General features: G+C 72.7%; 13 protein-coding genes. 8 read left to right on the plus strand and 5 right to left on the minus strand.

Annotated elements, in window-relative coordinates; all coding sequences use genetic code 11:
- Positions 1-19 precede the first annotated feature (19 nt).
- From ACIQZO_RS00725 to ACIQZO_RS00740, 4 genes are all read left to right on the plus strand, one after another.
- Positions 20-1,459 carry an HtaA domain-containing protein gene (locus tag ACIQZO_RS00725; protein ID WP_403617951.1) on the plus strand — a complete coding sequence of 480 codons (1,440 nt, stop codon included), beginning with the start codon at positions 20-22 and terminating at the stop codon, positions 1,457-1,459.
- 53 nt (positions 1,460-1,512) lie between these two features.
- Positions 1,513-2,940 (plus strand): HtaA domain-containing protein, encoded by a 1,428-nt coding sequence (locus ACIQZO_RS00730; RefSeq protein WP_403617954.1) that lies wholly within the window; start codon positions 1,513-1,515, stop codon positions 2,938-2,940.
- 19 nt (positions 2,941-2,959) lie between these two features.
- Positions 2,960-3,619, plus strand: coding sequence for a PhzF family phenazine biosynthesis protein (locus tag ACIQZO_RS00735; protein WP_403617957.1), 660 nt, complete (start codon positions 2,960-2,962; stop codon positions 3,617-3,619).
- A 179-nt stretch (positions 3,620-3,798) separates the two neighbouring features.
- Complete coding sequence (locus ACIQZO_RS00740) at positions 3,799-4,446, plus strand: heme oxygenase (biliverdin-producing) (protein ID WP_403617959.1); 648 nt, start codon at positions 3,799-3,801, stop codon at positions 4,444-4,446.
- Between the two features lie 81 nt (positions 4,447-4,527).
- On the opposite strand, the gene map is transcribed toward ACIQZO_RS00740, so the two are convergent.
- Complete coding sequence (gene map / locus ACIQZO_RS00745; RefSeq protein ID WP_403617962.1) at positions 4,528-5,385, minus strand: type I methionyl aminopeptidase; 858 nt, start codon at positions 5,383-5,385, stop codon at positions 4,528-4,530.
- A gap of 71 nt (positions 5,386-5,456) precedes the next feature.
- On the opposite strand from map, the gene ACIQZO_RS00750 reads away from it, so the two are divergent.
- Positions 5,457-5,705: a hypothetical protein gene (locus ACIQZO_RS00750; protein WP_403617964.1), complete on the plus strand. Its 249-nt coding sequence runs from the start codon at positions 5,457-5,459 to the stop codon at positions 5,703-5,705.
- Between the two features lie 3 nt (positions 5,706-5,708).
- Here the strand turns inward: ACIQZO_RS00750 and ACIQZO_RS00755 are convergent, their stop codons facing one another.
- Positions 5,709-6,332, minus strand: coding sequence for a hypothetical protein (locus tag ACIQZO_RS00755; RefSeq protein WP_403617967.1), 624 nt, complete (start codon positions 6,330-6,332; stop codon positions 5,709-5,711).
- 85 nt (positions 6,333-6,417) lie between these two features.
- Here ACIQZO_RS00755 and npdG point away from each other — a divergent pair, with 85 nt between their 5' ends.
- Positions 6,418-7,122: an NADPH-dependent F420 reductase gene (gene npdG / locus ACIQZO_RS00760; protein WP_403617970.1), complete on the plus strand. Its 705-nt coding sequence runs from the start codon at positions 6,418-6,420 to the stop codon at positions 7,120-7,122.
- Positions 7,123-7,215: 93 nt separating this feature from the next.
- On the opposite strand, the gene ACIQZO_RS00765 is transcribed toward npdG, so the two are convergent.
- Complete coding sequence (locus ACIQZO_RS00765; RefSeq protein WP_403617973.1) at positions 7,216-9,261, minus strand: TerD family protein; 2,046 nt, start codon at positions 9,259-9,261, stop codon at positions 7,216-7,218.
- A 242-nt stretch (positions 9,262-9,503) separates the two neighbouring features.
- Between ACIQZO_RS00765 and ACIQZO_RS00770 the strand changes: the two genes are divergently transcribed.
- A complete protein-coding gene (locus tag ACIQZO_RS00770) occupies positions 9,504-9,695 on the plus strand; it encodes a hypothetical protein (RefSeq protein ID WP_189963809.1) in 192 nt (63 codons plus the stop codon).
- Positions 9,696-9,807: 112 nt separating this feature from the next.
- Here the strand turns inward: ACIQZO_RS00770 and ACIQZO_RS00775 are convergent, their stop codons facing one another.
- Entirely contained in the window at positions 9,808-9,969 is a 162-nt protein-coding gene (locus ACIQZO_RS00775) for a carbohydrate-binding protein (RefSeq protein ID WP_403617976.1), read from the minus strand.
- A 166-nt stretch (positions 9,970-10,135) separates the two neighbouring features.
- Complete coding sequence (locus tag ACIQZO_RS00780; protein ID WP_403617980.1) at positions 10,136-10,936, minus strand: site-2 protease family protein; 801 nt, start codon at positions 10,934-10,936, stop codon at positions 10,136-10,138.
- A 72-nt stretch (positions 10,937-11,008) separates the two neighbouring features.
- Here ACIQZO_RS00780 and ACIQZO_RS00785 point away from each other — a divergent pair, with 72 nt between their 5' ends.
- Positions 11,009-14,317 carry an AfsR/SARP family transcriptional regulator gene (locus ACIQZO_RS00785; protein ID WP_403617983.1) on the plus strand — a complete coding sequence of 1,103 codons (3,309 nt, stop codon included), beginning with the start codon at positions 11,009-11,011 and terminating at the stop codon, positions 14,315-14,317.
- The last annotated feature ends 27 nt before the right edge of the window (positions 14,318-14,344 follow it).

The raw sequence follows: 14,344 nt of genomic DNA on the forward strand, positions 1-14,344 counted from the left end.
ACCTGAGGAGGGGGCATTCATGCCCACGAGACCCGTCCGTACGTTCGCCGTCGCCCTGTTGGCGGCCCTGCTGGGCGCCCTGCTCCCGGCGACCGCCGCCCGGGCGGGCACCGTACAGGGGGGTCGGCTCGACTGGGGCATCAAATCGTCTTTCCAGAGTTATGTCACGGGTCCGGTGGCGAAAGGCAGTTTCAAGCTGAAGAGCGGAGCCGCCACGGCCGGCGGCAGCCTGTTCCGCTTCCACTCCGCGAACGGCTCCTACGACCCGGACTCCGGCGCATTCGAGGCCTCCTACTCGGGCGGGGTGACCTTCCAGGGCCACCAGAAGCCCGACGGCGTCTACGAGCTGGACATGACCATCAGCCGCCCGACGGTCAAGATTTCCGGGGGCAGGGGCACCCTGTACGTGGACGTCTCCAGCAAGGTCAAGGACAGCGGCGCGGTCACCGACCAGTCGCAGGTCGCCTTCGCCGACCTCGGCGTCGGCGGCATCGACATGAAGGGCGGCGCCAGCCCGCTGACCCTCACCAACCTCCCGGCCACCCTCACCGCGGACGGTGCCAAGGCCTTCGCCGGCTACTACGGCGCCGGCACCCGGCTCGACCCCGTCTCGCTCTCCGCCGACGTCAAGACCGCCCCGGCCGCCGCGCCCTCGCAGTCCGCGACGCCGCAGCCGGGCGCCGGCACCGAGGCCACGCAGGCGCCCGGCGCCTTCGCCGACGCCGCCGTCGACTGGGGAGTGCGCCGCACCTTCCGCGAGTACGTCACCGGCTCGATCGGCCAGGGCAAGTGGGTCCTCGCCGAGGGCGCCCAGGACGGCGGCGCGCTGTTCCGCTTCCCCCAGGGCAAGGGCGCGTTCGACGGCGCGAAAGGCACGCTCGACGCCGCTTTCGCCGGTACGGTCCAGTTCACCGGCGCCCACCTCGACCTGACGCTCGGCAAAATGAGCGTGAAGGTGGAGAACGGCAAGGGCGTGCTGTCCGCCGACGTCACCACCGGCGGCCAGACCAAGAACGCCGTCCCGCTCGTCGAGTTCGACGCCCAGGCTCTGAAGACCGAGGGCAAGCTGGCCACCCTCACCGAAGCCCCCGCCATCCTCACCGAGGGCGGCTCGCAGGCCTTCAACTCCATGTACAAGGCCGGCACCGAGATGGACCCCGTCTCGCTCGCCGTCGCCCTGGACTCCACCGCCCAGCTGCCCGCCCTGCCCGACCTGGGCTCCACGGCCTCGTCCGCCCCCGCGTCCGCGTCGCCGTCCACCGGGCCCGCCCCGGTCGCGAAGGACGCGAAGTCCTCCAGCACCGGGCTGTTCATCGCCCTCGCCGTGGCCGTCCTGGTCCTGGCCGGCGGCGGCGGCTTCCTGATCGTGCGCAAGCGGCGTACGGCCCAGGCCTCGGCCGCCGGCTCCGGACCGGATGCCGTACGCCCCGCGGACGCGCCCACCGACGCGCCCCGGTAGGCCGCCTCCCCCTCCGTCACTCCCCTTCTCTGTTCCTTCAGGAGTACCCAGCCATGTCGTCCATCCGACGCCCGATCTCCCTCGCGGCCGCCGTCCTGACCGCCGCAGCACTCGGCGCCACCGTCTACGCCCTGCCCGCCACCGCCGCGGGCGGCCCGCCCACCGACCCGATGAAGATCACCGGTGGCACCCTCGACTGGGGCGTGCTCGCGAGCTACCGCGCCTACGTGACCGGCATGGCCAAGGGCACCATCACCGTCGCGGACGGCGCCAAGCAGAACGAGGACGGCACGCTGCGCTTCGTCGAGCCGACCGGCGCGTACGAGCCGGCCAACGGGCACGTGGTGAAGGCGGCCTTCAAGGGCAGCGTCACCTTCTCCTCGCCCGCCCCGCCGACCGGCCACGGCTTCGAGGTCAAGCTCTCGGACATCCGTATCGACACCGGCACCAAGAAGCTCACTGCGGACGTCACCAAGGGCGGCACGACCACCCAGGACGTGCCGATGGCCACCGTGGCCTTCACCGGCCAGTCGATGACCAACCTGGCGACCACGCTCACCCAGGAGGCCGCGGACGCCCTCGGTTCGGCGGGCTACAAGGACAAGCCGGGCGACCCGCTCAACGCCAAGCTGGAGTTCGAGAAGCCGGCGCCCGAGCCGGACCCGTCCACCACCACCAAGAACCCGACGCCTCCGGCCGACGACACGCAGAAGGTGCTCAGCGGCAAGCTGACGTGGGGCGTGAAGGAGTCCTTCCGCAAGTACGTCCTGGGCGCGGGCTCGATCACCCCGGCCGGCGGCGCCGCCAAGAGCGGCGACACCTTCGACTTCGCCTTCGGCAAGGGCGACCTGGACGTCAAGAAGCAGAAGCTGAACGCCTCCTTCGCGGGCAACCTCCGCTTCCAGTACGCGGCCCACGGCATAGACATGACCTTCGGCAACCCCCGGGTCGAGGCCACCGGCAAGACCGGCACCCTCTACGTGGACGTCACGAACGGCTCCGGCACCAAGACGGGCCTGCGCTTCGCCACGCTCGATCTGTCGAAGACCGACTACAAGACCAAGAACGGCGTCCTGGCGCTGAACGCGGTCCCGGCCGTCTTCACCGCCGAGGGCGCGGGCGCCTTCGCCAACGACACCACCGGCTCCATGTACAAGGCGGGCGACGCGATCGACCCGCTCACCTTCGCCGTGGCGGTGGACAAGGACGCGACCCTGCCCAGCACCGGTGGCACGACCGGCGGCTCGACGGGCGGCTCGACGGGCGGCTCGAACGGCGGCACCACGGGCGGGACGACCGGCACCACCACCGGCGGTACGGGCGGCACCGTGGGCGGCGGCAGCTCCACCGTCGGCGGCAACCTCGCGAACACCGGCGCCGAGATACCCGCCGGGGCCCTGCTCACCACCTCGGGCGTGGTGATCGCGGCCGGTGCGGGCGCGGTGTACTTCGCGCGCAGGCGTCGTACGGCCCAGGTCTGAGCCGTGCTTCAATTCCCGCGTGAACGATCTCGACGTGTTGAAGGTCTTCTGCGCGGGTGACGGCCGGTTCGGCAACCTGCTCGGTGTCGTACGCGACGGCCGCACCTGCCCCGACGACGCGTCGCGGCAGGCGCTGGCCGCCGAACTCGGCTACAGCGAGACGGTGTTCGTCGACGACCCCGAGCGCGGGGTCGTCGACATCCGCACCCCCGGCACGCGGATGTCCTTCGCGGGACATCCGCTGGTCGGGGTCGCGTGGTTGCTGGACGTGGAAGAGCTCCAGCCGCCCGCCGGATCCGTATGGGCCCGTGACGACGGGGAGTTCACCTGGATCACGGCCCTTCCCGAGTGGGTCGAGGGAAAGCGCACCGAGCGGTACGCGTCCGCCGCCGAGGTCGAGGCGCTGCCGTCCCCGCCGCCCGGCGAGGGGTGGCTGTACGCCTGGGCCTGGGAGGACGAGGCCGCCGGCCGCGTGCGCGCCCGGGGCTTCCCGCGCCGGCCCGACGGGATCATCGCGGAGGACGAGGCCACCGGCTCGGCGGCGATCCTGCTGACCGCCCAGCTGGGCCGCGCCCTGAACATCACCCAGGGCGCCGGCTCCCAGATCCTCACCGCCCCCGGCCCGGACGGCACGGTGGAGATCGGCGGCCGCGTCCGCTTCGCCCCGCAGCCGGCCTGATCCACCCCTGTTCCGTCCCGGCCCATCCCCTGGTCCGCCCCCTGCGCCACAGCCGTTCGCTGCGCGGGACTTTTTACCGACAAGGCGTCGGGAACCCATTGACTTAGGCATGCCTAAGTAGGAGGATCAGGCGTGACGGCAGCCCCGTCGCGCCTGTTTCCTCTTCCTGGAGGTCCGCCTTGGACGCCTTCTCTACGGTCATCCGCGTCGCCTCGCACGAGCAGCACACCGAGGCCGAGACGTCGACCTTCATGAGCGATCTGCTGGGTGGACGGCTCGGAGTGGACGCGTACACGCGCTACACGGAGCAGCTGTGGTTCGTGTACCGGGCCCTGGAGGACGCGGCCGAGTCCCTCAAGGACGACCCGGTGGCCGGCCCGTTCATCCAGCCGGAGCTGATGCGCGTCGCCGAGATCGAGCGCGACCTCGCCCACCTGGTGGGGCCGGACTGGCGCGAGAACGTGGTGGCCCTGCCCGCGACGCGTGCGTACGCCGACCGGGTGGCCGAGTGCGCGGCGCAGTGGCCGGGCGGGTACGTCGCCCACCACTACACCCGCTACCTGGGCGACCTCTCGGGCGGCCAGATCATCCGGGACAAGGCCGAGCGGACCTGGGGCTTCGAGCGCAAGGGCGACGGCGTCCGGTTCTACGTCTTCGCGGACATCTCCAACCCGGCGGCCTTCAAGCGGACCTACCGCGAGCTGCTGGACGCCATCGGCGCGGACGACCTGGAGAAGCAGCGCATCATCGACGAGTGCAAGCGCGCCTTCGACTTCAACGGCGCGGTCTTCCGCGAGCTGGGCGAGCAGTTCCCGCTCAGCGCGTAGCCCCTCGGGGAGTCCGAGGAACAGGTCCGGGCCCGGTGCACAGGTGCACCGGGCCCGGCGGCAGTTCTCCGGCCCTAGCGGCTACGGAAGGGTCAGGATCTCGGCACCCGAGTCCGTGACCACCAGCGTGTGCTCGAACTGCGCCGTGCGCTTGCGGTCCTTCGTGACGACCGTCCAGCCGTCCTCCCACATGTCGTACTCGTGGGTGCCCAGGGTCAGCATCGGCTCGATGGTGAAGGTCATCCCGGGCTCGATGACGGTGGTGGCGTGCGGGCTGTCGTAGTGCGGGACGATCAGGCCGGAGTGGAAGGACGAGTTGATGCCGTGGCCGGTGAAGTCCCGGACCACGCCGTAGCCGAAGCGCTTCGCGTACGACTCGATGACCCGGCCGATGATGTTGATCTGGCGACCCGGCCTGACGGCCTTGATGGCCCGGTTCAGCGCCTCCCGGGTGCGCTCCACCAGCAGCCGCGACTCCTCGTCCACCTCCCCGCACAGGTAGGTCGCGTTGTTGTCGCCGTGCACGCCGCCGATGTACGCGGTCACGTCGAGGTTCACGATGTCGCCGTCGCGCAGGACGGTGGAGTCGGGGATGCCGTGGCAGATGACCTCGTTCACGGAGGAGCACAGCGACTTGGGGAAGCCCCGGTAGCCGAGCGTCGAGGGGTAGGCCCCGTGGTCGCACATGTACGCGTGGGCGACCCGGTCGAGCTCGTCGGTGGTCACCCCCGGCGCGATCAGCTTCGCGGCCTCCTCCATCGCCTGGGCGGCGATCCGGCCGGCGATGCGCATGGCCTCGATGGTCTCGGCCGTCTGCACCTCCGGTCCGGTGTACGGAGTGGGCGCGGGCTTGCCCACGTACTCGGGCCGGCGGATGTTTCCGGGAACGGAACGGACGGGAGAGAGCTCGCCTGGTACGAGCAGCGACTGGCCAGACATACGAGCGAGTGTATCCAGCGGGGATGGGGCAGCATGGCGGGACGGAGAGGTACGAGAGGAGCCCGACGACGATGGCCCTGTTCAAGAAGCGTCAGGTGGGCAAACCCGGCGAGTGGTACTACTGCCTGGTCCACAAGAAGGTCGAGGAAGGCCCCGAGTGCCCGGCCAAGGACCGGTTCGGGCCCTACGGCACACCGGAAGAGGCGAACCACGCCATGGAGACGGCGCAGGAACGCAACCTCGAATGGCAGAACGACCCCAAGTGGAACGACAGGACCCGCGAGGACGAAGAGGGCACCACCGGCACGGGCGGGGCGTAGGCCCTACCAGCGGCTGGGCGGCGGCGCGGTCAGCCGGTCGGCCAGCCGCGCCAGCCGGTCCCGGAACCGCCGCGGGTCGCGCTGCGCCGGCAGGCCGTTCTCCCCGGCCGCCGCGCTGACCAGGTGCTGCACCGTGTCGAGATCCATCTCGCCGTCGGGCGCGGGGCCGGACGCCGTCGCCGGCACCGACAGCGCCTCGTGCGCCAGCGTGCCCAGATCCGGGTCCCCGCCGTCCAGGGACAGTACGGTGGCCCCCGCGCGCCGCGCGTCGTGGACGCGCTCCAGCAGCCCCTCGCCCGGCGCCCCGGGCGCCACCACCAGCAGCGTGTGCCCGCGCCGGGCCGCCGCCAGCCTGCCCAGCCCCACCGACAGGTGCGGCGGCTCCCCGGCCCGTACGTGGTGGCGTACGAGCGTGGGCGCCAGCTCCGGCTGACCCGACCAGGCGGCCTCGTCCACCAGGTGCGCCGCCAGATGCCAGGGCTCGTAGCCCTCGGTCCCGACCAGCAGCAGCTGCCCGCCGGCCGGTACGACCGACCGGCGCAGCGACCAGGCGAAGCGGCGCGCGGCACCCGGCCACTGCGTACCGGCGAGCACTTCGCGCAGCAGCGCGACCCTCACGGCGTCCATATCGGCATCCTGCACCATGCGGGGGACACGAGGGAGCGGTTCCTCGCCCTTCGACTGTGGGCTACCCGGCAGTACCCTCGCCCCCATGACTTCCTCAGACAACACGCAGAAGCCGCCGGCCAAGGACCCGTGGGAGCTGCCGGACGTGTCCGGCCTCGTCGTGGGCGTCCTCGGCGGCACCGGAGACCAGGGCCGGGGCCTGGCCTACCGGCTCGCCAGGGCCGGCCAGAAGGTGATCATCGGCTCCCGCGCCGCCGACCGCGCGCGGACCGCGGCCGACGAACTGGGCCTCGGCGTGGAGGGCGCGGACAACGCCGAGTGCGCGCGCCGCAGCGACATCGTGATCATCGCGGTGCCGTGGGAGGGCCACGCCAAGACCCTCGAAGCGCTCCGCGAGGACCTCGCGGGCAAGCTCGTGGTGGACTGCGTCAACCCGCTGGGCTTCGACAAGCAGGGCGCCTACGCCCTCCAGGTCGAAGAGGGCAGCGCCGCCCAGCAGGCCGCCGCCCTGCTCCCGGACTCCCGCGTCACGGCGGCCTTCCACCACCTCTCGGCCGTCCTGCTCCAGGACGAGTCGATCGACGAGATCGACACGGACGTGATGGTCCTCGGCGAGGTCCGCGCCGACACGGACATCGTCCAGGCCCTGGCCGCCCGCATCCCGGGCATGCGCGGTGTCTTCGCGGGCCGCTTGCGTAACGCCCACCAGGTCGAGTCCCTGGTGGCCAACCTGATCTCCACCAACCGCCGCTACAAGGCCCACGCGGGCCTGCGCATCACGGACGTCTGAGCCGCGTCCGGGCGCCGCGTCCGGACGCCGCGCCACGCCGGGGCGTCCGGTCCGGGCCCCTTCGGGCCGGGACCGGACCACCGGGGAACCCGGTCAGCCCCGGCGGCCGCCGCGCGCCTCGACGGCGCCCAGGTGGGCCACCACCCCTTGGTAGAAGCGGTCGACGGCATCGTCGACGCCGCGGATGAAGCCGGACTCCGTGTTGCCGCGGGTGTTGCCCATCCCCTTGATCAGCGACAGCCGGAAGCCGGTCGGCGCCGCCCCGTCCTTGGGCAGCAGGTCGCCGGGCTCGGGCCGCAGCCGCTCCAGCGTGCCGCGCGGCCCGTTCTCACCCTCCACCAGACTCTGGACGTGCAGGTCCGCCGGCGCCTCGGCCAGTACCCGCAGCAGCCGCTTCGCCGTGGCCAGCGGGTACGAGCCCTCCGGGGCGGGGACGTCCACGCAGGTGCGGACCTTGCCGGTCCGCAGATCGGCGGTGACGGCGATCACGGAACTCGTACCGTCGATGCGCAGTTCGGCCGACAGCCTCCCGTCGGCGCACAGGGCCGCGGCCGCCGCGACCCGGCGGGCCCGGGGGTCGCCGCCCTGCCGGGTGCGCTGCACGGGCAGGGCCTTCTGCCCCAACTCGCCGCCGAGGCGCAAGCAGACCTGGCGGATCAGCCGCTCCCAGCTCTCGACGACGTCGACGGCGCGCACGTCGTCGGGGCTGATGGTCTCGTCCTCGATGCCCTTGCGGACGGGCACCCAGGCGGGGCCCATGTTCTGGAACCCGTGGCAGCCCGAGTTCTCGTGCTGGAGGTACTCCAGCAGCTCCTGGAGCAGCCAGGCGTGGGCGGCGTTGCCGACCCCCTCGTGGCGGATCAGCATCTGGGCCTGGTGGGCCACCTCCGCCCACGACAGGTGCCAGAGGCTGACCTTGTGCTTGCGCCGCCCGTCGATCTTGACGTCGACCACCGGCGAGCCGTCCAGGGCCACGTCGTTGGAGAGCGTGATCACCGCCTCGTAGCCGCGCCGGGCTGCGATGTCCATGTACTGCTGGACCTGCTCGTCCTTGAGCGGGTTGCCGTGCGTCTTCGTCTCGACGAGGGCGGTCCACAGCTTGCCCGCGCGTTCCACCCGGATCACCCCGTCCGGTCGCTTGGGGGTGTCGCCGTGGGGGAGGGGGACCTCGGTGAAGGTCTGCATACGGCCGGCGGGCGCCCCGAACCCGGCGGTGAGGCGGCGGCCCAGCTCGGGGACCTGCGCCATGACGGAGAGCAGGACGGAGGTCGCCCGGACCTCGCGCTCCTTGTCGCTCTTGAGGGAGGGGACGGGGAAGAGCCGCGCGGTGCGCCAGGAGTCATTCTCGGCGAGCGACTTCTTGGCCACCTTGGGCAGGGTGACCTTCTTCTTCGTCGTGCGCGTCGCGCGTCCGCGGGTCTGGGCGGGCACGGTGGCGCTCACCTGCTCCGCCGCTGCCACGGCCACCACCGCCGACGGTGCGCCCTTCTCCGGCGCCACGGCCACGGCGGCCACCGCGACGGCGGCGACAGCCGCCGTCTTTGGCTCGGCGCCCTCGGCCGGGGTCGCGGTGCAGGCCGGGGGCTCCTCGGCGCCCTCGTCCACGTCGATGCCGAAGTCCGTGGCCAGACCGGCGAGCCCGGTCTCGTACCCCTGTCCCACGGCGCGGAACTTCCAGTCCTCGCCGCGCCGGTACAGCTCGCCGAAGACGAAGGCCGTCTCCACCCCCGCGTCCTCGATGGAGTAGCCGACGAGCGGCTCCCCCGACCGGTCTGCGACGGTCATCCGCAGGTCGTCCAGATCGCCGAAGCGCGCGCCGCCGTACTGGCTGGCCGCCACCACGATCCGCGCCACGTCCTCGGGGACGGCGGTGAGGTCCACGCTGATGCGGTCCTCGTCGCCGTTCGCGGTCGGCGTCTTGCCGAGGAGCTGGACGCTGCCGTCCGCGGCGGCGGGGTTGTTGTAGAAGTAGAAGTCGTTCTCGCTGCGGATCTTGCCGTTCTCGTCCAGGAGCAGCACGGAGACGTCGGCGTCGCCGGCTCCGGTTGCACTGGTCCAGCCCAGGCTCACGACGACCGCTCCGGCGTCCTCACTGAGGGCGGTCAGGCTGACGTTCGCGCCCTTGGAGATCTCCTGCATGCGTGTTCCCCCCCACTCGCCCGGTGTCGTCCGTCGCGGGCCGAGCAGGCCGGGCCGTTCGTTCTGTCCCGCGCGGCATTACGGCGCGTTACCGCCGAACCGTAATGCCCAGGGGCACCCGAGGTCAGGTGAAGCCGAAAACGAGCCCGATGCGATCGACGGCGTCCTTACGACAGCACTGCGGGGCATGGGGGACACTGGAGGGGCTCGGCCCCGTTCAGTGTTTTCGAGGAGCTCTTCCCATGCCCCGCCTTGCCGTCTTCGCCGTTGTCGTCTGCGTCTGTGCGGTGGCCGCGGCCGTCGTCGCCTTCGTGGAGGGCAGCTTCCTCGGGATCGTGTGGGTGCTGCTGGCCGGCCTCACGTCCAACATGGCCTGGTACTACCTGCGCAAGGCGAAGGCCGAGAAGGCCGCCGCCGCGCGCAACGCCGTCTAAGGCGACTACGCGGAAGCCGCCCGTGCGCGCGTGGCGATGCTTCCTCCTGGACCGGAACGAACGGCGGCCGAGGAGATCGGCTTCCACCTGCCGGCCCCGAGCAGCTGGCCGGTCACACCGAGTACTGCTGCCACAGCTTCACGGCCGTCTTGGGGTTGGACGCGGAGTTGGACTTGTTCGGCATCAGGCAGCGGTACTGCTTCCCCTGGTAGGAGACCCGGTCGTTCTCCGCGTACTGTCGGTTGACTTTCCAGTCCGAAAATCCTGCTGCCATGTCGCGGTACCTTTCATCGGGCCGACCCACTGCCGTGCCCGCCCGAATCCTCGCACGTCGAAGCCCTGGTCGGTCCGGAGCGGGCGCCGTCTCGCCGGGCCGGCGCCGGCGGCACGTGGCCCGCCCCAGCGCAGACCTGGCCAATCGGAGGATCCTCAGAAACGGCCTAGCCCTGCGGGACGGCGCAGCGGGGGTCCGTGTCGCGCCAGAAGTTGTAGAGCTCGCGGCCGCAGTAGGACTCGACGTCCGAGACGCCGAGTGCGGACATCAGGCCGTCCACCGCGCCGAAGAAGAACGCGTTGACCCCCGGGATCCACAGCAGCGCGAACACGGCCAGCAGGCCGAACGACGCCAGCGGCTCCAGCTCGCGGCGCACCCGGTACGACAGCCAGGGCTCGATGACCCCGTAGCCGTCGAGGCCCGGTACCGGCAGGAAGTTCAGGATCGCCGCGGTGACCTGGAGCATGGCGAGGAAGGCGAGCGCGTAGCGGAAGGCGAGCGGCACGCCGTCGAGGGCGCCCAGCCAGAACGGGGCCGTGCACACGAGGGCGAAGGCCACGTTGGTCAGCGGGCCCGCCGCCGAGATGAGGCTGTGCTTCCAGCGGCCCTGGATCCGGTTCCGCTCGATGAAGACGGCGCCGCCGGGCAGGCCGATGCCGCCCAGGATCACGAAGACCACCGGCAGCACGATGCTGAGCAGCGCGTGCGTGTACTTGAGCGGATTCAGCGTCAGGTAGCCCTTGGCGCCCACCGTGAGGTCGCCGCCGTGCAGGGCGGTGCGGGCGTGCGCGTACTCGTGCAGGCACAGGGAGACGATCCACGCCGAGGTCACGAAGAGGAACACGGCGAGACCGGCGCTCGCCGAGTACCCCGTCCACACCGCCCATCCCGTGACGGCCATGATCGCGGCGATGCCGAGGAATACCGAACTGATCCGCCGCTCGCCGCGGCCGCCCTGATGACCCATGCGGGCAACCTATCCCGGGGCCCTGGCGTAAAACGGTGTGGGGTCGGGTCCGGTTGCGGGGACAATGGGCCGGTGCGTTACGCGATCCTCGGAACCGCCCAGGCCATCCACGACGACGGGACCCCCGTGGCCGTCGGCGGAGCGCGCCTTCGGGCGCTCCTGACCGCTCTCGCGCTGAGGCCGGGGCGAGTGGTGCCGGCCCGGCTGCTCGTGGCCGAGGTGTGGGACGCCGACCCGCCGGCCGAAGCCGTGGCGGCCCTGCAGGCGCTCGTCGCCCGGCTGCGGAGGGCGCTCGGGCACGCGGCCGTGCTGTCCGCGGAGGGCGGCTACCAGCTGGCCGCCGAGCGGGAGGACATCGACCTGTACCGCTTCGAGCGGCTGGTGCGGGTCGCGGGTGCGGCGCCCGACCCGGCCGAGGCGGCGGCCCGGTACGAGGAGGCCCTCGCGCTGTGGCGCGGCCCCGCCCTGGCCGATCTGCCGGACCCGGGCGCGGAGGCCGCCCGCTGGGAGGCCGTACGGACGGACGCGCACCGGGGGCGGCTCGCCGCGGCCCTGGCGCTGGGCGAGGCGGAGCGGTCCCTGCCGGAGCTGACCGCGCTGTGCGCACAGCAGCCGCTGGACGAGCCGCTGCACACCCTGCGCATCCGGGCCCTGCGCGACGCGGGCCGGCCGGCGGAGGCGCTGGCCGCGTACGACAGCGTCCGCCGGGAGCTGTCCGACCGGTTGGGCACCGATCCCGGCCCGGAGCTGCGCGCCCTGCACACCGAACTGCTGGCCTCGGATCCCGGGCCGCGCCCCACGGCCGCGACCGCCCCCGCCCCCGATCCCGCCCCCGTGTCCGCCGGCAACCTGCGCGCCCGGCTGACCACCTTCGTCGGGCGCGAGGACGACATCCGCACCATCGGCGAGGACCTGGCGCGGGCCCGCCTCGTCACGCTCCTGGGACCCGGCGGCGCCGGCAAGACGCGGCTGTCCCAGGAGGCCGCCGAGGCCCAGGACGAGAGCGCCTGGCCCGACGGGGTGTGGCTCGTCGAACTGGCTCCCGTCGACGGGCACGGCGACCCCGACGATGTCGCCGAAGCCACCCTCGCCGCGCTCGGCGCCCGCGAGACCAAGCTGCGCGCCGCCGCCGCCGAGGAGCTGCGGGCCTTGACCGAACGCGCCGGGGACGACCCCCTCGACCGGCTCGCCGAGCACTGCGCACGGCGCCGGCTCCTGCTGCTGCTCGACAACTGCGAGCACGTCATCGGCGCGGCAGCCGCTCTCGCGGAACGCCTCCTCACGCACTGCCCCGGCGTACGGATCCTGGCCACCAGCCGCGAACCCCTCGGCGTCCCGGGGGAGTCCCTGCGCCCGGTGGAACCGCTGCCCGACCCGATCGCGCTGCGGCTGCTCGGCGACCGCGGGGCCGCCGCCCGCGCCGGGTTCAGCGTGGCGGAGGACCCGGCGGCGGCCGCCGAGATCTGCCGCCGCCTCGACGGGCTGCCGCTGGCGATCGAGCTGGCGGCCGCCCGGCTGCGGCTGCTCACCCCGCGGCAGATCGCCGACCGCCTCGACGACCGCTTCCGGCTCCTGACCAGCGGCAGCCGTACGGTCCTGCCCCGCCAGCAGACCCTGCGCGCCGTCGTCGACTGGTCCTGGGACCTGCTCGACGAGTCCGAACGCACCGTCTTGCGCCGGCTGTCCGTCTTCGCCGGCGGCTGCGACCTGGCCGCCGCCGAGGCCGTCTGCGCCGAACCTTCGGACCCCACCCGCTACGACGCCGCCGACGTCCTCGGCTCCCTCGTCGACAAATCCCTCGTCGTGGCCGCCCCCGGCCCCGACGGCCGCGGCATGCGCTACCGCCTGCTGGAAACGGTCGGTGAGTACGCCGCCGAGCGCCTCGCCGAGAGCGCCGGCGACCGCGAGGCCACCGAGCACCGCCACCTCGTCCACTACCGCGAACTCGCCCGCACCACCGAGCCGCTGCTGCGCGGCCACGGCCAGCGGGAGGCCGCCGACCGCCTCGCCACCGAGTACGAGAACCTGCGTACCGCCCTGCGCCGGGCCATCGCCGTCCGCGACGCCGACGAAGTCCTGTGCCTGGTCCACTCGCTGGGCTGGTACTGGCACATGCACGACCTGCGCTCCGAGTCCCGGCACTGGGCCGAGGCCGCCGCGGCGCTGGGCCCCAACCCCTTCGAAGCGCCCTTCACCCCCGCCGAGCCCGTCTACGAACGGCTCGTCGACACACCGCCGCCCTACTCCGGCGAAACCCGCACCGAGGGCTGGCGCGCGCTCAACCTGGTGCTGCTCGCCTCCCGCGACCAGACCAACGAGACCTGGAACAGCCCCTCGGTGCGCGTCCTGATCGACGGGGTGCTCGCCACCTACCGGCCCGGACTCCCGCAGACCTGCCGGACCCCCGCCTCCCTGTGGATCTACGCCGTCATGATCGCCGGCGACCCCGGCCTGCTCCAGCAGGTCGTCGACGCGACCGTCGCGACCGCCCGCGAGCTCGGCTACCGCTGGGAGCTGGCCTCCGGGCTCCAGCTGCGCGCCAACATCCTCGCCAACCGGGCCGACTGGGCCGGGGACGCCTCGCGCGACGCCGACGAGAGCCTGGCCCTGTTCCACGAACTCGGCGACGCCTGGGGCTGCGCCGAAGCGCTGTCCGCCCGCGCCGAGGCCCGCGAGAAGCGCGGCGAGTACGCGCTGGCGGCCCGCGACTACCACGAGGCGATCGCGTACGCCGAACGCCTCGGCGCCATGGCCCAGGTGACGGTGCTGCGCGTACGAATGGCGGGAACGCTGACCGAGGCCGGCCGCATCGAGGAGGCCGAGCGGATCCTCACCGAGATCACCGCCACGGTGCAGCGGTACGGCAACGAGGCCATGCCCGCCGCCCGGATGTTCCTCGCGGGCATCCTCGGCCGCACGGGACGGATCCCCGAGGCGCGGCGCCAGCTGCAGCTGCTGCGGGACGAGTTCGCCTTCGGCGCGTTCGCCATCTTCGACGGCTTCCTGCTGGGCACGATGGCCTGGCTGGACAACCGGCAGGGGCTCTACGAGGAGGCGCTCGACCGGCTGCGCCGGGCGATGGGCACCGCCCTGGACCCGATGGCGCGGATGGTGGCCCCGCAGATGCCGGCGGTCTACCTGTTGACCGCGGCCCTCTCACTGGTCTCGCTCGGCGGGCCACGCCGGGAGTACGACGCCGCCCGGCTGCTCGGCGCCTACCACGCGCAGCTGCCGCCCGGGCACTTCCCCGTGACGACCGAGCGCGAGGACTTCGCCGGCGCCCAGGAGCTGGCACGGGCGGCGCTGGGCGACGCCGACTACGAGAAGGCCTACGCCGAAGGCGGCGGCCTCTCCCTGGAGGAGGCCACCGCCCTCATCTGATCCGGCCCCCGGCCGGTGTCCGTCCGG

The organism is Streptomyces sp. NPDC097617, assembly GCF_044761485.1.
Taxonomy (GTDB): Bacteria; Actinomycetota; Actinomycetes; order Streptomycetales; family Streptomycetaceae; genus Streptomyces.

Coding starts and splice junctions, on each gene's coding strand:
- ACIQZO_RS00725 (WP_403617951.1), top strand. CDS start 20: ATGCCCACGAGACCCGTCCGTACGTTCGCCGTCGCCCTGTTGGCGGCC.
- ACIQZO_RS00730 (WP_403617954.1), top strand. CDS start 1,513: ATGTCGTCCATCCGACGCCCGATCTCCCTCGCGGCCGCCGTCCTGACC.
- map (WP_403617962.1), bottom strand. CDS start 5,385: ATGTCTGGCCAGTCGCTGCTCGTACCAGGCGAGCTCTCTCCCGTCCGT.
- ACIQZO_RS00750 (WP_403617964.1), top strand. CDS start 5,457: ATGGCCCTGTTCAAGAAGCGTCAGGTGGGCAAACCCGGCGAGTGGTAC.
- ACIQZO_RS00755 (WP_403617967.1), bottom strand. CDS start 6,332: ATGGACGCCGTGAGGGTCGCGCTGCTGCGCGAAGTGCTCGCCGGTACG.
- npdG (WP_403617970.1), top strand. CDS start 6,418: ATGACTTCCTCAGACAACACGCAGAAGCCGCCGGCCAAGGACCCGTGG.
- ACIQZO_RS00765 (WP_403617973.1), bottom strand. CDS start 9,261: ATGCAGGAGATCTCCAAGGGCGCGAACGTCAGCCTGACCGCCCTCAGT.
- ACIQZO_RS00770 (WP_189963809.1), top strand. CDS start 9,504: ATGCCCCGCCTTGCCGTCTTCGCCGTTGTCGTCTGCGTCTGTGCGGTG.
- ACIQZO_RS00775 (WP_403617976.1), bottom strand. CDS start 9,969: ATGGCAGCAGGATTTTCGGACTGGAAAGTCAACCGACAGTACGCGGAG.
- ACIQZO_RS00780 (WP_403617980.1), bottom strand. CDS start 10,936: ATGGGTCATCAGGGCGGCCGCGGCGAGCGGCGGATCAGTTCGGTATTC.